Origin of the sequence: Wolbachia endosymbiont (group A) of Rhinocyllus conicus (genome assembly GCF_947250775.1) — a bacterium.
GTDB lineage: Bacteria > Pseudomonadota > Alphaproteobacteria > Rickettsiales > Anaplasmataceae > Wolbachia.
Genome location: NZ_OX366349.1, coordinates 590335 through 611406, shown reverse-complemented (window position 1 = coordinate 611406; position 21072 = coordinate 590335). Strand labels below are relative to the sequence as shown.

26 protein-coding genes and 1 tRNA gene are annotated in these 21072 nt (G+C 34.6%); 11 read left to right on the top strand and 16 right to left on the bottom strand.

The genetic code is table 11. The features are described from left to right. The first annotated feature begins 8 nt into the window (after window positions 1-8). Window positions 9-740 carry a ComF family protein gene (locus OOK92_RS03115; protein ID WP_253309616.1) on the top strand — a complete coding sequence of 244 codons (732 nt, stop codon included), beginning with the start codon at window positions 9-11 and terminating at the stop codon, window positions 738-740. Window positions 741-776: 36 nt separating this feature from the next. Here OOK92_RS03115 and OOK92_RS03110 read toward each other — a convergent pair whose 3' ends face one another. The 3 genes from OOK92_RS03110 to OOK92_RS03100 are packed head-to-tail and all read right to left on the bottom strand — an operon-like array spanning window position 777 to window position 2098. Next, window positions 777-938 (bottom strand): hypothetical protein, encoded by a 162-nt coding sequence (locus OOK92_RS03110; protein WP_264736218.1) that lies wholly within the window; start codon window positions 936-938, stop codon window positions 777-779. 32 nt (window positions 939-970) lie between these two features. Then, window positions 971-1927, bottom strand: coding sequence for an IS5 family transposase (locus OOK92_RS03105; RefSeq protein ID WP_264735368.1), 957 nt, complete (start codon window positions 1925-1927; stop codon window positions 971-973). A gap of 24 nt (window positions 1928-1951) precedes the next feature. Next, window positions 1952-2098, bottom strand: coding sequence for a hypothetical protein (locus tag OOK92_RS03100; protein ID WP_264736217.1), 147 nt, complete (start codon window positions 2096-2098; stop codon window positions 1952-1954). Window positions 2099-2129: 31 nt separating this feature from the next. Between OOK92_RS03100 and OOK92_RS03095 the strand changes: the two genes are divergently transcribed. Further along, the gene (locus OOK92_RS03095; protein ID WP_264736216.1) at window positions 2130-2270 is read left to right on the top strand and encodes a hypothetical protein; all 141 of its coding nucleotides are present in this window, start codon (window positions 2130-2132) and stop codon (window positions 2268-2270) included. Window positions 2271-2412: 142 nt separating this feature from the next. On the opposite strand, the gene OOK92_RS03090 is transcribed toward OOK92_RS03095, so the two are convergent. The 6 genes from OOK92_RS03090 to OOK92_RS03065 all read right to left on the bottom strand — a co-directional run bounded on the left by OOK92_RS03090 (window position 2413) and on the right by OOK92_RS03065 (window position 9550). Beyond that, window positions 2413-2541: a hypothetical protein gene (locus tag OOK92_RS03090; RefSeq protein ID WP_264736214.1), complete on the bottom strand. Its 129-nt coding sequence runs from the start codon at window positions 2539-2541 to the stop codon at window positions 2413-2415. Window positions 2542-2611: 70 nt separating this feature from the next. After that, window positions 2612-4180, bottom strand: coding sequence for a UDP-N-acetylmuramoyl-L-alanyl-D-glutamate--2,6-diaminopimelate ligase (murE, locus tag OOK92_RS03085; protein ID WP_264736213.1), 1569 nt, complete (start codon window positions 4178-4180; stop codon window positions 2612-2614). Beyond that, complete coding sequence (gene metC / locus OOK92_RS03080; RefSeq protein ID WP_264687837.1) at window positions 4155-5396, bottom strand: cystathionine beta-lyase; 1242 nt, start codon at window positions 5394-5396, stop codon at window positions 4155-4157. Before metC ends, murE begins: the two co-directional genes overlap by 26 nt. A 7-nt stretch (window positions 5397-5403) precedes the next feature. Next, window positions 5404-5688 carry a BolA family protein gene (locus tag OOK92_RS03075; protein WP_253309613.1) on the bottom strand — a complete coding sequence of 95 codons (285 nt, stop codon included), beginning with the start codon at window positions 5686-5688 and terminating at the stop codon, window positions 5404-5406. Between the two features lie 88 nt (window positions 5689-5776). Continuing rightward, window positions 5777-7699, bottom strand: a complete 1923-nt coding sequence (dnaK, locus tag OOK92_RS03070; RefSeq protein ID WP_264736210.1) for a molecular chaperone DnaK — start codon at window positions 7697-7699, stop codon at window positions 5777-5779. A gap of 87 nt (window positions 7700-7786) precedes the next feature. Then, on the bottom strand, window positions 7787-9550 hold the full coding sequence (locus tag OOK92_RS03065) for an Rne/Rng family ribonuclease (protein WP_264736208.1): 1764 nt from the start codon (window positions 9548-9550) through the stop codon (window positions 7787-7789). 149 nt (window positions 9551-9699) lie between these two features. Between OOK92_RS03065 and rpmG the strand changes: the two genes are divergently transcribed. Both rpmG and OOK92_RS03055 read left to right on the top strand, forming a co-directional pair. Then, window positions 9700-9900 carry a 50S ribosomal protein L33 gene (rpmG, locus tag OOK92_RS03060; protein WP_064124823.1) on the top strand — a complete coding sequence of 67 codons (201 nt, stop codon included), beginning with the start codon at window positions 9700-9702 and terminating at the stop codon, window positions 9898-9900. A gap of 25 nt (window positions 9901-9925) precedes the next feature. Continuing rightward, the gene (locus tag OOK92_RS03055) at window positions 9926-10201 is read left to right on the top strand and encodes a helix-turn-helix domain-containing protein (protein ID WP_264736207.1); all 276 of its coding nucleotides are present in this window, start codon (window positions 9926-9928) and stop codon (window positions 10199-10201) included. Between the two features lie 74 nt (window positions 10202-10275). Here OOK92_RS03055 and OOK92_RS03050 read toward each other — a convergent pair whose 3' ends face one another. After that, complete coding sequence (locus OOK92_RS03050; RefSeq protein ID WP_319803917.1) at window positions 10276-11157, bottom strand: zinc ABC transporter substrate-binding protein; 882 nt, start codon at window positions 11155-11157, stop codon at window positions 10276-10278. Here OOK92_RS03050 and OOK92_RS03045 point away from each other — a divergent pair. Together OOK92_RS03045 and ubiB are read left to right on the top strand one after the other, a co-directional pair. Next, entirely contained in the window at window positions 11149-11889 is a 741-nt protein-coding gene (locus OOK92_RS03045; protein ID WP_064124826.1) for a metal ABC transporter ATP-binding protein, read from the top strand. The genes OOK92_RS03050 and OOK92_RS03045 overlap by 9 nt on opposite strands. Continuing rightward, window positions 11886-13316, top strand: coding sequence for a 2-polyprenylphenol 6-hydroxylase (gene ubiB, locus OOK92_RS03040; protein ID WP_264736205.1), 1431 nt, complete (start codon window positions 11886-11888; stop codon window positions 13314-13316). The genes OOK92_RS03045 and ubiB overlap by 4 nt, the downstream gene beginning before the upstream one ends. A gap of 172 nt (window positions 13317-13488) precedes the next feature. On the opposite strand, the gene OOK92_RS03035 is transcribed toward ubiB, so the two are convergent. Continuing rightward, a complete protein-coding gene (locus OOK92_RS03035; RefSeq protein WP_253302608.1) occupies window positions 13489-13881 on the bottom strand; it encodes a TraR/DksA family transcriptional regulator in 393 nt (130 codons plus the stop codon). Window positions 13882-13988: 107 nt separating this feature from the next. Between OOK92_RS03035 and OOK92_RS03030 the strand changes: the two genes are divergently transcribed. Then, window positions 13989-14636 carry a heme exporter protein CcmB gene (locus OOK92_RS03030; protein WP_253309720.1) on the top strand — a complete coding sequence of 216 codons (648 nt, stop codon included), beginning with the start codon at window positions 13989-13991 and terminating at the stop codon, window positions 14634-14636. Between the two features lie 711 nt (window positions 14637-15347). After that, window positions 15348-15635 carry a hypothetical protein gene (locus tag OOK92_RS03025; RefSeq protein ID WP_264736204.1) on the top strand — a complete coding sequence of 96 codons (288 nt, stop codon included), beginning with the start codon at window positions 15348-15350 and terminating at the stop codon, window positions 15633-15635. Window positions 15636-15642: 7 nt separating this feature from the next. Here OOK92_RS03025 and OOK92_RS03020 read toward each other — a convergent pair whose 3' ends face one another. The 4 genes from OOK92_RS03020 to OOK92_RS03005 form a co-directional block, all read right to left on the bottom strand. Continuing rightward, a complete protein-coding gene (locus OOK92_RS03020; protein ID WP_265016699.1) occupies window positions 15643-16209 on the bottom strand; it encodes a hypothetical protein in 567 nt (188 codons plus the stop codon). Window positions 16210-16227: 18 nt separating this feature from the next. Next, a tRNA-Gln gene (locus OOK92_RS03015) sits at window positions 16228-16302 on the bottom strand. Continuing rightward, window positions 16293-16628, bottom strand: coding sequence for a divalent-cation tolerance protein CutA (gene cutA, locus OOK92_RS03010; protein WP_264736203.1), 336 nt, complete (start codon window positions 16626-16628; stop codon window positions 16293-16295). Before cutA ends, OOK92_RS03015 begins: the two co-directional genes overlap by 10 nt. A 42-nt stretch (window positions 16629-16670) precedes the next feature. After that, complete coding sequence (locus OOK92_RS03005; protein WP_264736202.1) at window positions 16671-16826, bottom strand: hypothetical protein; 156 nt, start codon at window positions 16824-16826, stop codon at window positions 16671-16673. A 66-nt stretch (window positions 16827-16892) separates the two neighbouring features. Here OOK92_RS03005 and OOK92_RS03000 point away from each other — a divergent pair, with 66 nt between their 5' ends. Further along, on the top strand, window positions 16893-17018 hold the full coding sequence (locus OOK92_RS03000) for a hypothetical protein (RefSeq protein WP_264736201.1): 126 nt from the start codon (window positions 16893-16895) through the stop codon (window positions 17016-17018). Continuing rightward, window positions 17003-17959: an IS5 family transposase gene (locus OOK92_RS02995; protein ID WP_264735368.1), complete on the top strand. Its 957-nt coding sequence runs from the start codon at window positions 17003-17005 to the stop codon at window positions 17957-17959. The genes OOK92_RS03000 and OOK92_RS02995 overlap by 16 nt, the downstream gene beginning before the upstream one ends. A 247-nt stretch (window positions 17960-18206) precedes the next feature. Here OOK92_RS02995 and OOK92_RS02990 read toward each other — a convergent pair whose 3' ends face one another. Then, window positions 18207-19163, bottom strand: coding sequence for an IS5 family transposase (locus OOK92_RS02990; protein WP_264735778.1), 957 nt, complete (start codon window positions 19161-19163; stop codon window positions 18207-18209). A 276-nt stretch (window positions 19164-19439) separates the two neighbouring features. Between OOK92_RS02990 and OOK92_RS02985 the strand changes: the two genes are divergently transcribed. Then, window positions 19440-19625 carry a hypothetical protein gene (locus tag OOK92_RS02985; protein WP_264736200.1) on the top strand — a complete coding sequence of 62 codons (186 nt, stop codon included), beginning with the start codon at window positions 19440-19442 and terminating at the stop codon, window positions 19623-19625. Window positions 19626-21072: the final 1447 nt, after the last annotated feature.

The window sequence follows — 21072 nt, the reverse complement described above, 5'->3', positions numbered from 1 at the left end:
AATGAATTGTGAACCTTCTCTTACTAAAAAAAGCTACAAATCTTATATTTCCGAACGTATGCGTAAGTTGCGAATATATCATTGATGAAAATCTTAATCTGTGTAGTGAATGCAACAAAAAAATCAATTTTCTAACTAAGCATTACTGCAATGTTTGTGGCGTAGTAATCTCAGACAATATTCATACGTGTGGTAAGTGCATCATCAATCCTCCACCGTTTAAAGTATTAAGATCAGTTTTTGCTTATGATCAACATAGTAAAAACATGATTATAAATTTCAAATTTTTTGATAATTTGAATTACGTAAAAATCTATGCAAAGTGGATACACCAAGCTAATCAGGATACGTTTCAGAACGCAGAGGTCATAATTCCTATACCGTTACATAAAATGCGCTTGTTTAAACGTAAATATAATCAAGCAGCATTGCTTGCAAAAGAGTTGAGTAAGTTGTCCAATTTATCCTATACGCCATTTGCAATAAAACGTCTTCGCCATACTGCGCCTCAAGCTGGTCTTTCACTTAAACAGCGTGAAAAAAATTTGAAAAAGGCTTTTAGCATAACCAACAAGAAAATTATCGAAAATAAAATCGTGATATTAGTTGATGATGTGGTAACAACCGGAGCAACTGTAAGATCTTGCTCTCAAGAAATTTTAAACTCCGGTGCAAGAGAAGTGAGAGTGCTATCGCTTGCAAGAACGGTGAATGATTGGACCTCTTGCATAAAAAATTAGCAGTCAGTGTCATCCAAGTAGCTTGACTACTTGGATCTATTTTTTTCTAGATTCCAGTGCCAGCGTTACGCACATAGCTGTACGAACATTGTCTGCCAAGGAGGGTGTCATCCCAGTGCCCCGACACACAGCTGTACGAACATTGTCTACCAGGATGATGTCATCCCAGTGCTTGACACTGGGATGGCTTTGTTGCATAGCACCTTAAGCAGTGATGGTTTACGACAAATTTATGTAATGATTTCAAATTTAGCCATACCAATATCAGTGAATTTGTTGAGCAAATAGCACTTAATTAGTAATTCTTTTTCACGATTTACTTCAGATTTATTCCTAAAGCTAAATCCAAATACTTGCTTCAACCTTGAGAAAAATCCTTCTATGTAAGATCTCTTTCCATAAATTGCTTCCTTTTTCCACTCTTTTACACCATCTTGTCCATATAATTTTATTAACCTAATAGCAGCATTCCTGTCAGACATATAATCTATTTTTGAATGTTCTGCTGCATCCTTTTTTGGTAGAACTTTTGTCTTTATATCGTATTTCTTACACAATTTATAAAGTTTGTGCCTATCGTATGCCCTATCTGCATATAATGCTTTTATTTTGTGCTGAAAATTAACTTCTTCAAGCAAATCGCAAGCTCCATAGTGGTCAGAGTAGACGCCATTACTGTATCTTGCAGCTATAGCTTTTTTACTATTCACACTTAACATAACATGTAACTTTCTTACTTGCTCGTAGCTTCGGTACTTTCTATCTGCACTGTTTTCCTTACTGTGGCCAGGAGTGTTACTGTAAATGCTGATACTTGTGCTATCTATGATAATTTCAATATTTTCCATGTTGCTTTTATCAACCCTGCAATCATTTATCTTAATATTAAGTTTTTTAAACCTTCTTGATGCTTGTGAATAGCTGATAACTGCCAAATTTTTTCCTATTTGTTGCAGATATCCTTTTATAAACCCCACCGTTTGTCTTAACCCAATTCTAAAAAGATTGACAATTATATGCACCAAAATTACGACTTTATCACTGTAAATATAGTTGCCGCCCTGCATTTTTGGACTATTTTCATACCAATTTTCGATAGCTTCATCGATGTAACGAAAAATATTTCCCCTTTTTTCAAGGAATTTGTTATATTCGTTTTGGTTACTGACTTTCATTTTCTGTGGCATATTTTTTCTTCAACAGTTAAATGGTTATTTATAATGAATTTTGTCAGTAGCCACCAGATTTTTTCGGTTGCTATGCAACAAAGCCCACTGGGATCCAGGAAAGTTTGCTTGTAAACTGATTTGTTGAGTATGAAAAGTAGCTGATCTTATACTAAATTGATAAGGTTGCATAAAAAGCTAAATTCCAGCATCAGCTACTTTCATGACACCAATCCCTGCCATCCACTGGATCTATGCTCTTTTTTTCCTGGATCCCAGTGGGCTTTGTTGCATCGCTAGCTATGATGGATTAAAGATAAAAAAGATGGAGAATATCAGTAGCTTATTATTCTGGTATTTATAACAAGAACGGTCAGTGAATACCTAAATTTGAGTAAAAGAAATTTCACTACCACTCACTAATCCGGCTAAAATTCAAGAATTTCAATGCTTTAGCTATTTTCAATAGAATTAAGTTTATTAATATAAATAATAAATTACTATTCTTAAATTTGATCAGATTGATTGCAAAAAAACAAGATTTTCAATAGGTTGCTTATAATCCTAGCTATAGTTAGCCTTTCATAAGTAGCGATGCAACAAAGCCATCCCAGTGTCAAGCACTGGGATGACATCACTTTTGCTTCAATATTCGCACATTAGCCACGTCCCTGAACAGATACGGAGGTAAGCCCATTGTGAAAATCAGTATGTTAAGGCATGATTTTTAATAACCTCAACATCACTGAATTCAAAAGTTTGGCCGCTCACGATTTGGTATCCTTCGTGCCCCTTTCCTGCAACTAGCAGAATCATACCCTCGTTATAGGCAATATCTACTCCTTTCTCTATAGCTTCTCTTCTATCTTCTATCTCTAGCGCATTAGGGCAATGTAGTAAAATACCACGACGAATTTCTGCAGGATTCTCATCACGCGGATTGTCATCCGTGATTATCACTTTGTCTGCATATATTTGTGCTACTTTACCCATTTCTGCGCGTTTTGTTTGATCACGATTGCCACCACAACCAAAAACTAGAATTATTTTTTTATTGAAGTGCCATTTTAAAGACAATAGGGCTTGTTTAAGCGCACTTGGAGTATGAGCGTAATCCACAAATGCAAAAGGTTTCACTTTTTCCATTCTTCCTGGTGGAGAAACGAGTTTACCTATAGATATTTCTCTGTAATTCAGTCCAGACGAGGTAACTATACCCATTGCACATAGCAGATTATATGCCTGAAATTTTCCTAAAACTGGAAAAAACATGTCATAAATTTCACCACCAATTTTTATTGTAAGGTGTTGACCATTAGGGGTTGGTGTTTGCTCCAATAAAGTAATATCAGAGCCTGTTTTTCCATAGGTGATAATTTTGTTGCTGCGTTTTTCAGCTATCTTAAGCAACGCGTAGTATTCATCTATATCCGCATTTAAAATCGCTGTTTTTCCTTCTGGTAATACCTCGTAAAATAACCTTTTTTTAGTTTCTAAATATTCACCAAGATTTTTATGGTAATCTAAATGATCTTGCGAGAAATTAGTAAAAGCTGCAGCACTCAACTTTAATCCATGGATTCTATATTGATCAATCCCATGACTTGATGCTTCTAACACTAAGTGTTCTACATTTATACCACGCAATGTTGCGTAAAGGTCATCTGCATCTGGAGTGGTAAGACTGTTGCTATTACCTTTTCTACCATTATTGATGCATGTTCCAAGTGTTCCAATAGACGCAGCATTATAGCCAGAGTTTTGCCAGATCTGGCGGCAAAATTCTACTACTGAAGTTTTACCATTCGTACCCGTTACAGCAGCAACATATTTGGGCTGTTTGAATTGATAAAACCTGCTGACTATTTCGCTGTATATTTCTTGAGGATTTGGGTGTTCAAGCACTGCAAAGCTCGAAGTATCTGTCATTCCAGTGCGTGACACTGGAATCCAGTTTTTATTATACAATTGCCTAGTGTGCTCATTTGCAATTAAATTTTCTGGATCCAAGTAGTCAAGCACTGGGATGACATCTTTTTTGGTTCCTTGTATGACAACGTCTACACAGTCGTGTGCGTGATACTGGGATTCAGTAGGAAAAATCTGGATACATGCTGGTTTTCTAGATTCCAGCGTCACGCGCTGGAATGACACCGCAGACACACAAACAAAAAGATAACCTTCCTTGACTCTCTTGGGATTACATGTAACGCCCTTGATTTCAACGTCAAAGTTAACATCAACAATATCATGCAGTAATTCTCTCAGTTTCATGTCCTACTTCATCGTTTTGAAAGTCTAAACATGGTAACCTTTTTAGTGCGTCATTAAGGTCAAAGATTAAATCTTCAGGATCTTCCAGTCCACAAAATATTCGCACGAAACTTCCACCACAATCTGAATTCATTACAGATCTTGACATAGATCTACGATCTACTGGTAATATCAAACTGTCGCACCCTCCCCAAGAAGCACCAATACTAAAAATTTTCATATGATCAACCATGCAGCTTAGTTCTTCACATGAATATTCTCTATCCAGTGCTATACTGAATGTGCCGCTTGCTCCTTTGAAGTAACTTTTCCATAATTCGTGTTGAGGATGGGAGGGAAGTGCTGGATATAAAACCTTTCTAACTTTTTGCTGTGCTTCTAGCCACTTTGCCACTTCCATTGCTGTATTTTGGTGCCTTTTCATACGTGTGTGCAGTGTTCTTAGTCCCCTGTGTGCAAGGTAGCAGTCGTGCGATTGAATGGTTACTCCATAATTTTTATAGCTCTCATAAAGCAATTTAAAAATTTCACCTTCAGCAATAATAGCTCCCATAACTAAATCTGAGTGACCGGCTAGATACTTTGTCACTGAATATAGTGCAACATCAATTCCATAATCAAGCGGCTTAAATAACAAAGGAGTGGCCCATGAATTGTCGCAAACGGTTACGATTCCATGTTCTTTAGCAACTTTTACTATATGCTCTATATTCGAAATCTCAAACATTATAGAACCAGGAGTCTCGATCATTATCAATGAAGTATTACTCTGAATTAAATCAGTTATATCCTGCGTTGGATCATAAAAAGTTACTTCTGTTCCTCTTTTTGGTAGCTCATTTTCTGCAAACCTCCTAAGCCTATAATAACTATTATCTTGAATTAAAACGTGCGAGCCTGCTTTAGTGAAAGTCAAAATAGCAAAAGTAAGTGCAAATAGTCCGGAAGGATAAATAAGCGCTTGTCCACTCCCTTCAATTTCAGCCAGTGCATTTGAAAGATAATGGACAGTAGGAGTACCAACATTACTGTAGCTATAATCCCTTGCAACACCATCGTTGATTACATCGTATATACTTTCTCCATTTGCTGCATTTAAGTAGTCCTTGTAAGTAGGAAATAATATGGTAGAAGAATGATAAACTGGCGGGTTCATAGAACCTTTATAGTCATTAAATTTTCTTCCTGCTTTAACTAATATAGACTCTTCCTTCACATTTTTATTATTTATTTTTTAAATTGTACTCGTTTTGCGTATACAAGTGAAGAGAAATTGCATGTATTAGCTCTATCTCACCCTTCAATAACTCATAAATCAACTTATGTCTTTTTAGAATGCTCATTCCAATAAAGCCGTCAGATATTAATATCAATTTAATGTGCGAAGGTAATGTTGAAGATGAAGCAAAATAATGATCAGCATGCTTTGCTGATTCATCGACAATGTTGATATCAATTACATCTATCGAATCGCGTATCTTTTCTTCTATTGTTTTAATAATATCCATAATGGTTTCTTTAAGCAACAACATGCTCCTCTTGTCATCCAAGTAGCTGACACTGGGATGACAGGAAAAGTGATATAACAATACACCCTTATTTATTCTCTTCCTTATTATCTATGTCTTGATAATCAGAATCTACTACTTTTTCTTCTTTATCATTTGGATTCCCTTCTGATGAAAAGCCATTTCCAGCACTATTTTGTTGTGAGGCATTATACATAGCTTCTCCAAGTTTCATAGATAATTGAGAAAGATTAGTAACTTTCTGCTGGATTGAATCAGCGTCATCAATGTTATCAGATTTACTAACTTCTTTTAATTCGTTAACTGCATTTTCAATAGCAGATTTATCTTCTGGTGAAACTTTATCACCATACTCTGTCAGAGACTTTTCTGTAGAATGAACTAAACTATCCGCTTGATTCTTCACTTCAATAAACTTTTTGCGCTTTTCATCTTCTTGCGCTTTTTCTTCAGCTTCTTTTACCATGCGATTTATTTCATCATCAGATAGACCACCTGAAGATTGAATGCGTATTTTTTGCTCTTTTCCAGTAGCTTTATCTTTTGCAGAAACGTGTGCTATTCCATTTGCATCTATGTCAAATGTTACTTCGATCTGAGGAACTCCACGAGGAGCAGGAGGTATCCCTTCCAAACTAAACTGACCAAGTAGCTTGTTATCAACCGCCAATTTTCTTTCACCTTGATGTACCTTAATTGTAACGGCTGTTTGGTTATCTTCTGCAGTTGAAAACACCTGAGATTTTTTAGTAGGAATAGTAGTATTACGTTCAATAAGTGGAGTGAATACTCCTCCTAGAGTCTCAATACCAAGAGAAAGTGGAGTCACGTCAAGTAGTAACACATCTCTTACATCACCTTGAATGATTCCCGCCTGTATTGCAGCTCCAATTGCTACAACTTCATCAGGATTTACTCCTCTATGTGGATCTTTGCCAAAGAATTCTTTAACTTTCTCTATGACTTTTGGCATACGAGTCATGCCACCAACGAGAACCACTTCGCCAATTTGACTAGCAGACAAACCAGCATCCTCAAGAGCTTTTTTACAAGGAGCCATAGTTCTTTCGATTAAATCATTCACTAAGCTTTCAAGTTTTGCTCTCGTTAATTTCATATTTAAGTGTTTTGGACCACTTGCATCAGCTGTAATAAACGGTAGATTTATTTCCGTTTCCATTGCACTTGATAATTCAATTTTCGCTTTTTCAGCAGCTTCTTTGATTCTTTGCATAGCCATTGGATCATTTTTCAAATCAATGCCATTACTTTTCTTGAATTCATCTAGTAAATAACTCACTATTGCGTTATCAAAGTCTTCACCTCCAAGATGAGTGTCACCATTTGTAGCCTTTACTTCAAAAACCCCTTCACCTATTTCAAGTATTGAGACATCAAATGTACCACCACCAAGGTCATATACCACTATTGTGTGCCCATGTTTCTTATCAAGACCATAAGCAAGCGCTGCAGCAGTCGGTTCATTTACTATTCTGAGCACATTTAATCCGGCGATTTTTCCTGCATCTTTTGTCGCTTGACGTTGAGAGTCGTTGAAGTATGCTGGCACTGTTATCACAGCATCTTTTACTTCCTCTCCAAGATAAGCTTCTGCTGCTTCTTTCATGCTTTGTAGTATGAATGCACCAATTTGACTAGGAGAGTATTCTTTATTATCAGTGGTTTTAACCCATGCGTCACCATTTTTTGCTGCAAACACTTTATACGGCACGTTTAGATTTTTCATTTCAGAATCACCGTATTGACGGCCTATTAATCTCTTAGTAGCAAAAAAAGTATTACTTGCATTGGTGGTTGCTTGTCTTTTTGCAGGAGCGCCAATCAACCTTTCTCCTGACGAAGTAAATGCAACTATAGATGGAGTAGTTCTTGCCCCTTCTTTATTTTCTATTACCTTTGTATCCTTGCCCTGCATTATTGCAACACAAGAATTTGTTGTTCCGAGATCTATGCCTATTGCTCTTCCCATAATGAGTACCCCATTGTAAATATTATCTGATATAAGAATATATAAGTATAGGACTTATTAATTACAAGCCCAATTTAGGGTTTCTAATTAGTTATTAGAACTTAAAAAGCGCGAAAGCCATTTAGTCAGCCAAAAATTGCCTCGTAGTTTATTTGAATTATCAACTTCTTCATTGCTGCTATCCTCAATTTGGTATCCAGAGTTCTGTAATGGCTTATAACCGTTTGAATTAACATCATCTCCTTGTTTTAAAACAAATGTATTTACATCTAAACTGTTATCAATACTAATGTTCAATGTAATATTAAACTCTTTTTCGATTGTAGAAACTGTATTCCTTTTATTATTAAAAATATGCGCTATAACCGCACTATGCGCTACTAAATCAAAAGACTTATTTTGGTTCCTATGAGCAATGTGTTGTAAATCCCTTAGTATCGATGCAACAATTACTTCGTTCGATTTTACTCTTCCAATACCCTTGCAGTGTAAACACTCTGTAGTATTAATTTCTTGTATGTTTGGTTTAATTCTTTGTCTTGAAAATACCATTAAACCAAAGTCATTTATGTAGCTAAATTGAACTTTAGCTTTATCGTCTTTAAACGCTTGCTTTATAGCAGACTCAACAGCTCTGCAATACTGATATTTCAACATGTCAATAAAATCGACTACTATTAATCCTGATAGGCCCCTAAGATTCACCTGTCTTGATATTTCAGGTACTGCTTCCATATTGGTTCTATAAGCTGTTTCTTCTATGCTATCTTCTCCTGTCATCTTTCCTGAATTTACGTCTATTGAAACAAACGCCTCAGTTAAAGTTATTACCAAAGACCCACCAGATGGCAACTCTACCCTATTGCTATATAACTCAGAAATTTGATCTTCGATTCCATAGTAAGTAAAGATTGGGATAGAACCTCTATACAATCTGTAACGCAACTTACTACCTTTTAATGCATTTTTAGTATATTGTCTCACTGCTTCAAAAGCTTCCTTCCCAGATACTATGACTTCTATACCATCGCTACAAAAATCACGAACAGATCTCATAATTACATCTGCTTCGTTGTAAATTAATGATGGAGCATTTACAGAGAAGGCATTTTTTTGAATGCTCTGCCATAATGAGGATAAGTAATTGTAATCCTGCTCAATTTCTTTCTTATCTTTTCCTGAACCAACAGTTCTTACTATTAAACCTGATCTTTTTGGCAAGTTTATTGAACTCAGTATATCCTTTAACTGCTTTCTGACATTAGCATCTTCAATTCTGCGAGACACTCCACCTTTACTCATGGAATTTGGCATGAAAACACAGTATCTACCCACTAAAGTTATGTATGTTGTAAATGAAGCTCCTTTATTGCCTCGTTCCTCTTTAGTTAGCTGGACCAATACTTTTTGATTTACTGAAATAACATCTTGTAATTTGTATTTTTTATATAAAGGTACCTCTCTTACAAAACCACTACCTAACTCGTTGACATTCTTACTAGCTGCAGAATCTGAAGAAACATTTGCTGAAGCTTCTTCTGTACAATCGTCATTTGAGTAGCCCTCAAAGATAATTTCCTTTTCTTTTTCTGGAATATTGAAGTAATCTAGAGATATCTCGGAAAAAGATAAAAAACCTTGCTTGTTTTTTCCATATTCAATAAATACGGCTTGCAAAGAAGGCTCTATACGCTTTACATAAGCAACGTATATATTACCTCTTAATTGTTTTTTTTCCTTGAATTCTTGTTCAAATTCTACAACCTTATTATTAACTGATAAGGCAACTCTTACCTCATTAGAACAGGCAGAATTTTCTATCAATAATAACCTTTTGCCACTATTTGCCACTTATTTACCGTTTGCTTTTCATTCTGAAGTTAACTTCATGCTACTTAATGCACTGTTGATTGTCAAGAATTTTACGATCTGCATTATTCGGTTGACTTTTAGTGTTTTGCGTAATAAACTCGCATAGAATTTATTATATCATTATAAGTATGGCGAAAAAAAATGCTTCTTTGCTCGTTAAGTTAGTCAGCACTGCAATCAAGATAACAAAAACTGGTGAAGAAAAATCAACTGGCTATTTTTATGTAAAAAAGCGTAATCCAAAAAAGCTCACCAGAAAACTGGAGTTTAGGAAGTACGACCCAGTAGTCAGAAGGCACGTATTATTTAAAGAAGAAAAATTAAAGTAGTTTTTTTATAAGGAATTTTATTATTATGCAAAATTTACAATTAAGTTATTCTATAATAGTAGAGTTGGGGGATGTAAAAGATGCAAAACTGAAATTAATAAAGGTCATTGCACAATTAATAAGTAAGAGGTACAAAACACAGAAAAAAGCAGCAAGCGCTCTAAAGATTGATCAACCTAAAGTATCTCAAATCAATAGGTCAAAAATCGAAGGGTTTTCCTTAGAATACTTGCTTAACTTATTGATTGTATTGGACCAAGACATAAACGTAAGAATAAAGCATAATTCTAAACCTGTATAATATGTAAAGGGCAAATGGTGATTTAAATGCAGAACAATAAAACAGTAAGTCAGAGGCATTTTAAAAAGAACTTGTTACTCAACAAAACAAGATTTGAAATTTTGTGCAATGCTATTGATTATAGCTAGATATGCATCTTTTCCAGGCTCTATGTCTGATCCAATAGGATCAAGAACTACCATTTTTGCGTCATTAGAAAGAGCATTAGGCTTTATGCTATCTTCTTGTGAATGAGCAAATATACATTTAACGTTTTCTTCCTTCATTATCTTTTTTAGCTTCATTAAACTCTTCATACCTATGTACGAATCCTCTTCTATAGAAAGAATGGCGCTTGGGTGATTTAAACCAAAATATTTTTCAAAATATTGATAAGCATCGTGAGTGACGATGTATTTTTGATTTTTAAAATCATTCAGTTTTTTCACGATTTCTTTTACTTCTTGGTCTATTTTTTTTATGGCTTTTGTTGCATTAGAGTTGTATCGATGGAAATTTTCTTTATCTATGTTAGACAATGTTGCACTTATAAAAAGTACCATGCTCTTTGCATTTTCGGGACTCAGCCAAATGTGTAGGTCTTTTTCATCTTGAGTATTGGTAATTTTTCTAGAAAATGAATGTGGCCGAGCAGGAAGTAGGTTGATTACCTTTGACAATTGCACTAGTTCTTTATTATTTTTGGCGAAAGTTTGAACAAACGTCTCTAAGTTATCGTCAGTGTAAAATATGACATCACTTGATTCCAAATTACTCGCATCAGACGGCTTTAATATATAATTATGCGCAGATGTTGCATAGCCAAGCAATTCCGGTTCTAAAATTCCTTCTGTCACAGAAGCTACAAGTGAGTGGATAGGTTTGATTGTAGCTACAACTTTTAAATTGGATGAAAAGGCAATATTATAGTATAGTGTAAATGAAAGTAATAGAAAAAAAGGCAGTAAATGTCTCATATAAACGTTGAGAAGAAGTTAAATTTTGCCAAAAAGTTAAATAATGTCAATAATCGTGTTCTAAAAATAGAAAATCTTGCTCTCACATATGATGGTAAAAGAATCCTTGACAATATCAATATGTTCATGGAAAGAGGAGACGTAATTACAATACTTGGTCCAAATGGTGGAGGTAAAACCTCTTTAGTGAAAGCAATTGCTGGCATAAATAAAAGCTGTACCGGTAGTATCGTATTTGCTGACAACATAAAAATTGGCTATATGCCGCAAAATTTTAGTATTAGTAATTTGATGCCAATAACAGTTGAATATTTCCTTTTAAATAGCTCCTTGAAAAGACTAAAGAAAAATCAATCCATTATTACAGAAGCGATAGAGTTGGTTGGTATCGGTAACATTTTGAAGAATCAAGTGTTAGAAATTTCTGCAGGGCAAACACAACTACTACTGCTTGCACGTTGTTTAATTGCAGAGCCTGACTTGATCATTCTAGATGAACCAGTCAGTGCAATGGATATTAACGCGCGGGCTAAATTTTATGATATTATAAATAAAATAGCAAAAAAACGATTGGTATCGATTCTTATGACTTCTCATGATCTTAACTCTGCTCTACCATCCTCAGATTACGTAATTTGTATAAATAATACTATCTATTGCCAAGGCAAGCCTGATGAGATTATGAAAAATAGAACCCTAAATGAAATATTTAGCAGTTACGCAGCAAAATGATTCAAAATATTTTGCGTCTTCTGCACATAACTACAGTGCTGACACGTTACAATATATTACCTTATTTACTTCCACCATCAAAGAAATCAATAAATAAAATACAAGGCCATAAGCTAAAGTGTGCTCTTGAAAAATTAGGTCCGGTGTTCATTAAGTTTGGGCAGTCTATCTCATCACGTACTGATGTTTTAAATGAGGATATAACAAATAACTTGTTATTGATATGTGATAGATTGCCATCATTTTCACATAAAATAGCAGTTAAAACTATAGAAAGTGAGTTTAATTGTAAATTGAGCGACATTTTTTCAAGCTTTTCTGAAAAGCCAATTGCAGCAGCATCGATTTCTCAGGTGCATAGAGCGGTTACAACTGAGGGTAAGGAAGTTGCTGTGAAGGTTTTAAGGCCAAATATTGAGAAAACATTCTCAAGGGATATAAAAATGCTTTCTTGGCTCGCAGAAATTGCAGAAAAATTTAGCGAACAATCAAAAAGGCTGAGGCCAATTGAATTAGTCAAAACTTTTGCTGAAATTTGCCGATTAGAGTTAGATCTACGTTTTGAAGCTGCTCACTCTTCAGAACTAAAGGAAAACACAAAAAATGACAGAGGTTTTTATGTACCTGAAATAGATTGGAATAGAACTGCAAAAAAGGTTTTAACATTAGAATGGATAGAAGCAACACCAATATACGAAGTTGAAAAACTGAATAATCGTAAGCAAATAGCTATCAATCTTATAGAATCGTTTTGTAGTCAGGTATACAGGGATTGTTTTTTTCATGCTGATATGCATCCTGGAAATCTAATGGTTGATAGTAATAACAATATTATTGCCCTGGATTGTGGAATCATGGGTAGAATAGATCGTGAGACATGCTATTACGTTATAGAGATACTCAAAGGCTTTTTAAATCGGGATTATGACCACGTTGCAAAAATGCACTTTAAAGCTGGTTACGTTTCATCACAGCATAGAAATTTTGTCACAGCTTGCAGGGCAATAGGTGAACCCATTATTGGGCAGCCTATACAGAAGATTTCATTTGCTAGTTTACTTGCTCAGCTATTAAAAATAACTGGTGATTTTGATATGAAAGTTCAAACACAATTGTTATTGCTGCAGAAAACTATGATTTTACTGGAAGGGACATGTAGAAAGATCTACCCAGAAATCAATATGTGGAAAGTAGTTGAAGCGTGGATAAGCAGTCAACATGAAAGTAAAATAGGGTATAGGGAAAAAATTAGAAATTCTTATCCTGTAAAAACAATCCAAGGGATATTTAGCCTTATAGAAAAATTAAACCTAATAGCTGATAAAAAATTAGAAAACATCCAAGTTAAAAATAAATCAAATGGAAAAGTCTATTTTTTACTGTGGTTTGTAATTATAATTCTAATCGTTAAATTTTTAATTTTTTAAACTATGGGAAAAAACTGCGTCAAACCCAATTTTTAATTCAACTTAATTTTTAATCTGCAGGAGTCGAGTTGAGAATGTCCAATTTTCCACTTTCTTTATAGCATAACATACTTCAGTCCTGATCAGCCTCTTGCTCCTCTTGAAGCCCAATGGCTCACCACTTATGTGTAAATTAATCGTTAATGTTGTACACGTTCTTTTCTTTTTCTACTCTCTCTTGCTCTTCAATACAATATATAGCAAGCGGATTAGCTTTAAGTCTTTCGACTCCTATTTCTTCTCCTGTTCCATCGCAGTAACCATAAGTGCCTAATTTTATTTTTTCTAACGCCTCCTTAATCTTTTCTTTTCTATCTTTTCGGCGCTTGATTAATTCCTCATTTCCACTATCTCCATCAGAATAGTATGTATCAATACTATTATCTTCTAGTTCTTGTTTCTCCAACTCAGCGAGTATTGATTGTAACTTTAAGCTGAAGTATTCCAGTTGTTTTACGCTCATATATTCTTCATCTTCTGAAGGAGTATAATCCTCTGGTGACTTTATTTTCGGTAACTTTTCCATAATTGCATTATCAAAAAAATAATAAAACCTATATAACTTATGAACAAAAAATTATACTACCCTCAAAGTAAACACTATAATTTATAATAAACATTTAAAAGCCTAGTATGATCGACTTAGTAAAAAAATTAGTAATAGATGGTAAGAACCTTACCTATATAGTATGTATTTTTATTATAATGTTAAGTTTATCTTCATTTACACTTGAAAACAACAATAAACAAGAAGTTATGTTAACATTAACATGGATATGTGCTACATTTGTTTTGCAGATCTCTACAAATAATTTGTTTACATCTGATTATCATGATGGAATATTAGAGCAAATCTTTGTACAGCCACTCTCTTCTAGGCTTATAGTTGCTTATAAAATTTTCGCTCACTGGTTATTATTTGGGCTACCGATTTCAGTGGTTTCTTCCATATTCAGCTTTGCAGTTCTAGGCAATAGTATTGAACACTCAATAGCAGTTGGAGTGTCTTTATTATTTAATACGCTGATAATCATTAATATTTCAGCTACTGGAAATGCATTGATGATTGGTCGAAACAACTTAGCATCAGGAGTATCGCAAATTCTTGTTTTGCCAATGATAATGCCAACCTTTGTGTATTTTAAAATGCTAACTCAATTTGAAAATTTGTCCTTGAATATTTATACACTACTAATCACCATGTTAATTTTTGTCGTTTTGATTGTTAACAGCACTATAACTACTCACATGGCACTAAAATTTGCTGTGGAACAGGATTGAAAAATCTTACTGTTATTCAGTAGGTATCCGTTTAGCAAAGTGGCAAAATAGGTAGACAAGATAAACCAAAAAATCAAGAAAAAGTGAGTTTACAACAAATGGTGTCATGCAAGTAGCTGACAACATAGAAACGAAAAAACTTACTTGACAAACTCCGCCAGCCCCCTTATTATGACAATAAGGGTATTTATGACTCAAAACTTGTTTTTGACCTGCAGGCTCAATGACAAAATTCAGTAAAAAACTCAGGTATTTATTGGCGGATTACATAAAATTATAGCGGCTGCATGTCTTTTTTATTTTTTCTACATTCAGCCAAATCGCGCTTATTTTAAGCGTTAGCACATTATTACAGCGCCACTTACAGTAATATAGAGTCAAAACTCGCACCACGGGGCTTCTTTTGCCTTTTTTTTATTTGGTAAATTTCTTAAATTTTATAGCTAATCAGTACTGGGATGACAAGAAAGGAGCACTGCTATTATAGAGTGAAATGAGATCCCAGTGTCAGCTACTCGGATGACATTATAGGAGCACTGGGATGACATTATAGGAGCACTGGGATGACATTATAGAGAGGCACTGGGATGACATTATAGAGAGGCACTGGGATGACACCCTGACAATCGTCATCCCGCTACTTGTTAGCGGGATCTGCTGTGGCGACATAAACTCAAATCATTTCAAATTTCAATCCAAAGAGGTATCATTATGTCAAACAATTTCAATTTTAAAGAATTTTTTAACCACTATGAAACAAATAGTACGTCAGATGATATACAAAGGTATTATTTGCTGTGGAAATCAGTAATAGCGCAGGCAATGATTGATGCAGCAAGTCACTGTAAAAAAACAGAAAGCTTGGTAGAGAAACGTAAGGCGATTTCTTGGTTATCGGACTTTAGTCAAGATTTTGCACACACATGTATATTGGCTGATTGTGATCCGGTATACGTAAAAAACAAAATACAGCCAATCTTAAAAAGCCTTACTAGATAAAGCCTTTTTAATGAGGTTTACTCCTTTTACCGAAAAAAATATCATTCAATCTCCTATCTATAGTTGCCTCTATATCTTTGATTAATAGCTGCTTTATTATGTTTACTTTCCGCTTTGCATCTTGAGCGTGATGCTCACTGTTATTGCTGTAATTATTCTTATCACTATAACTACTGCCACTTGGTTTACTACTGTTACTGAACTCACTACCCTTTTTTCTTCTTGTGCTGAGTATCTGCACTATCTTTTCCTTTAAAAAAGACTTCCAGCCTGTGCTAAGGAACAACTTATAGAGAAAATGCGGAGTAAGGAATGCTACTAATATTCGAATAGAAATTCCGTAACCGAGGTCTTCCCTATTTTCATAATACCACTTGCAATATTGAAATAAATGGTAAAACGCATTTTTGAAAGAGCCAAATTCTACAGCATACCAAAAACCATTGCTGAGAAACATGAGCACAATGCTGGATGTGTAAAGATACATTGTGAAGAGAAACAGTTTCACAATTATATCTTTTAGACTACCTAATATATAATTCAATAATCTTAATTTATAGAAAAGTGATATCATTTCACACCCACTTCAATATGGCTGGGGTGGAAGGATTCGAACCTTCGCGTGGCGGTATCAAAAACCGCTGCCTTACCACTTGGCTACACCCCAATACTACTTACATCAATAACACTATTAGCCCAATTAGTAAAAGATTTATTTGCTTTTTCTATGGACATCACAGCAATAGCTGGCTGATCATAAGAATGCATTGCTTCGATTTTTTCTACAATTTTATCAACTTGATCATTTTTGCTCTTCATAATTGCTACTACTTCACAACTATTACTAATTTTACCTTCCCATAAATACAGAGAATTCACTTCAGGAAATATATTTACACATACAATTAATTTCTCGTTTAACAATTCCTCAGAAACAGTTTTAGCCTCTTCAAAACTTGAAAAAGTTGTATAAATCAAAACTAAATTATTCATTAGAATCTACGTAAATGCATTTCTACTATACTCCACTTAGGTTTATTCATCAAGAGAAAATAGATTAGATTTTTCTGTCATTCCAGCACTCTCTTCTGTCATTCCAGTGCCTCCTTCCCCTGTCATCCGAGTGCTCTCTTCTGTCATTCCAGTGCTTCCTTCCCATGTCATCCCAGTGCCCAGACACTGGGATCTCATTTCTTAATTTCACAATATAGATCATTCCAAATTGCACCTATTTGCAAGTATATAAATATAATAACTTTGCATAAAAACTTAGATTCCAGTGGGCTTTGTTGCATAGCAACCGAAAAAATCTGGTGGCTACTGACAAAATTCATTATAAATAACCATTTAACTGTTGAAGAAAAAATATGCCACAGAAAATGAAAGTCAGTAACCAAAACGAATATAACAAATTCCTTGAAAAAAGGGGAAATATTTTTCGTTACATCGATGAAGCTATCGAAAATTGGTATGAAAATAGTCCAAAAATGCAGGGCGGCAACTATATTTACAGTGATAAAGTCGTAATTTTGGTGCATATAATTGTCAATCTTTTTAGAATTGGGTTAAGACAAACGGTGGGGTTTATAAAAGGATATCTGCAACAAATAGGAAAAAATTTGGCAGTTATCAGCTATTCACAAGCATCAAGAAGGTTTAAAAAACTTAATATTAAGATAAATGATTGCAGGGTTGATAAAAGCAACATGGAAAATATTGAAATTATCATAGATAGCACAAGTATCAGCATTTACAGTAACACTCCTGGCCACAGTAAGGAAAACAGTGCAGATAGAAAGTACCGAAGCTACGAGCAAGTAAGAAAGTTACATGTTATGTTAAGTGTGAATAGTAAAAAAGCTATAGCTGCAAGATACAGTAATGGCGTCTACTCTGACCACTATGGAGCTTGCGATTTGCTTGAAGAAGTTAATTTTCAGCACAAAATAAAAGCATTATATGCAGATAGGGCATACGATAGGCACAAACTTTATAAATTGTGTAAGAAATACGATATAAAGACAAAAGTTCTACCAAAAAAGGATGCAGCAGAACATTCAAAAATAGATTATATGTCTGACAGGAATGCTGCTATTAGGTTAATAAAATTATATGGACAAGATGGTGTAAAAGAGTGGAAAAAGGAAGCAATTTATGGAAAGAGATCTTACATAGAAGGATTTTTCTCAAGGTTGAAGCAAGTATTTGGATTTAGCTTTAGGAATAAATCTGAAGTAAATCGTGAAAAAGAATTACTAATTAAGTGCTATTTGCTCAACAAATTCACTGATATTGGTATGGCTAAATTTGAAATCATTACATAAATTTGTCGTAAACCATCACTGCTTAAGGTGCTATGCAACAAAGCCCACTGGAATCCAGGGGCATATAGATAGGTGTCGACAGTTCGTCATTCCGCTACGTGTTAGCGGAATCTATGCTTGAGATACCGCGAATGAATCGCGGTATGACGTAGGGAACTTAGGGTTGCCAATGACTTGTCATTCCAGTGCTTGACACTGGAATGGCTTTGTTGCATAGCACCTTAAGCAGTGATGGTTTACGACAAATTTATGTAATGATTTCAAATTTAGCCATACCAATATCAGTGAATTTGTTGAGCAAATAGCACTTAATTAGTAATTCTTTTTCACGATTTACTTCAGATTTATTCCTAAAGCTAAATCCAAATACTTGCCTCAACCTTGAGAAAAATCCTTCTATGTAAGATCTCTTTCCATAAATTGCTTCCTTTTTCCACTCTTTTACACCATCTTGTCCATATAATTTTATTAACCTAATAGCAGCATTCCTGTCAGACATATAATCTATTTTTGAATGTTCTGCTGCATCCTTTTTTGGTAGAACTTTTGTCTTTATATCGTATTTCTTACACAATTTATAAAGTTTGTGCCTATCGTATGCCCTATCTGCATATAATGCTTTTATTTTGTGCTGAAAATTAACTTCTTCAAGCAAATCGCAAGCTCCATAGTGGTCAGAGTAGACGCCATTACTGTATCTTGCAGCTATAGCTTTTTTACTATTCACACTTAACATAACATGTAACTTTCTTACTTGCTCGTAGCTTCGGTACTTTCTATCTGCACTGTTTTCCTTACTGTGGCCAGGAGTGTTACTGTAAATGCTGATACTTGTGCTATCTATGATAATTTCAATATTTTCCATGTTGCTTTTATCAACCCTGCAATCATTTATCTTAATATTAAGTTTTTTAAACCTTCTTGATGCTTGTGAATAGCTGATAACTGCCAAATTTTTTCCTATTTGTTGCAGATATCCTTTTATAAACCCCACCGTTTGTCTTAACCCAATTCTAAAAAGATTGACAATTATATGCACCAAAATTACGACTTTATCACTGTAAATATAGTTGCCGCCCTGCATTTTTGGACTATTTTCATACCAATTTTCGATAGCTTCATCGATGTAACGAAAAATATTTCCCCTTTTTTCAAGGAATTTGTTATATTCGTTTTGGTTACTGACTTTCATTTTCTGTGGCATATTTTTTCTTCAACAGTTAAATGGTTATTTATAATGAATTTTGTCAGTAGCCACCAGATTTTTTCGGTTGCTATGCAACAAAGCCCACTGGAATCCAGGGGCATATAGACAGATGTCGACAGTTCGTCATTCCGCTACGTGTTAGCGGAATCTTGAAAGTTGAGTTTTATAAAAAAAGAGTGAATAAAATTTATACTAAAAAATGTAAAAAAAAGTGCTTGCACTATAATTTATTTTTAGTATATTGATTGCATAATATTTTTATTAGGAGTTAATGTGCATAATAATAATGATAATAAACGAAAATATGGTGACAGTAATGCTCCTGGAGGAGGAAGGATTGACCTAAGTAAAGTAGATCCAAGAAGAGTTGATGACTTTAGGGAAAGAATTAAACGTGAAGAGGAAGAAAGAAAGCAAAATCAGTCTAGTGGTCAGGGTAGTAGTCGACGCCATAATTAGTAGAAAGTCTATTTATAATAATTTAAGTAGGGGGGGTTATGCCTAATATAGTGAATCAAGAATTAGCAAGAGCATTTAACATTATTCTTTGTCATAATGAGGTTGCTATTACTAATTTTACTGTACAAAGCACAGGTCAAACTTTTTTTAAGAAGGAAGATCGTATTGTTATCTCATTTGATAAAAATGTGGATGTTGGTCAATGCATGGAGTACTTGCACAATATAAGGGAAAGCATAGTAGAAACATTTTGTGGAAGTGAAAGTGGTGCTAATATGTCTTTTAATACAAAGTTTTTTCCTTTTAACTTTAATGAAAGTCAGTTGACTAAAGATAAGGAGGGATATAAGTTTTCAGTGCCAATAGATAAAGATATAGTTCTTAATCTAAAATGTTTGCTAGCTAATGGACTTGCGAGAGACGTCACAGGTGCTATGGGAAGAGATTTTGGTTTAGAATATGTAGAAGAGTATACATCTGATGAAAGCTTTGACAGGAAATCTTATCTATATTGTATGCGTTTCTATGATAAAAGGTTACAAGATTATTTTGTAGAGTCATTCTCATCAAAGGTAAAAGATTATAAAAACAGTCCTAAAAAAACTGGTGATTTTTTGAAAATCAAGGACAATCGTGTGTATATAAAGGCAAGCATTTTTGATGATGTTAAGTTCATTAAGGACATAATAAAACACAAAGCATCTTTGGAATGTCGTGATTTTGAGGTCCCAAGTAGTGAAGATGAAAATGTTGAGAATCTGAAATTTTCAATAATTGCTTTGCTTCGTGGAATGGGCATACCAGCTGATACTATATTGCATACTTCTTATACAGGCAGTGGTGAGAATTCAGTTCTTGTACCTATTATACAAATTACTTCTGGTATTGAAGGCAAAGAAAATTGTAGACTTTTAAATAAGGAAGAAGTGAGCTATGTTAATAGAGCATTTGGTATGGGTGTGTTGCGTAATGTTCAAGATTATACTTCACCAAAACACCTGCCAGTATTTGGTAATGGAGGAGTATATGGAATAGACTTTTATGACAAAGACATTTCTTATTGTGTGCTGAATAAAATCATGGAAAGCTCTGTAATCAACAAAGACCATGAACTGGCCATTGACCCTGAGCGAGTATTGTTGCCTGCACAGTCGCCAGTGAAAGTGCCTAATGGTCCAAGTTCTAGCTTAACTGGATCATCATCATCGAAACAGGAGTCTCCCACGGGGAGTCAGAGTAAAGAATTAGAGGGGCCTCCCAGGCGAGGGTTTATTGGAGCGCATAGCGGCTTGGTGTCGGTAGATCAAGTAGATGTTCCTGGAATGAGTAGAGAATTCCCGCCATCGCCGCAGCTGAATTCTATTGCAGTTAGTTGTGTTGTTCAAGGGCCATCTTCATCATTGCAATCTGTAGGTGCTGCTCAAAATGTGCGAGCAAGTACTATTGC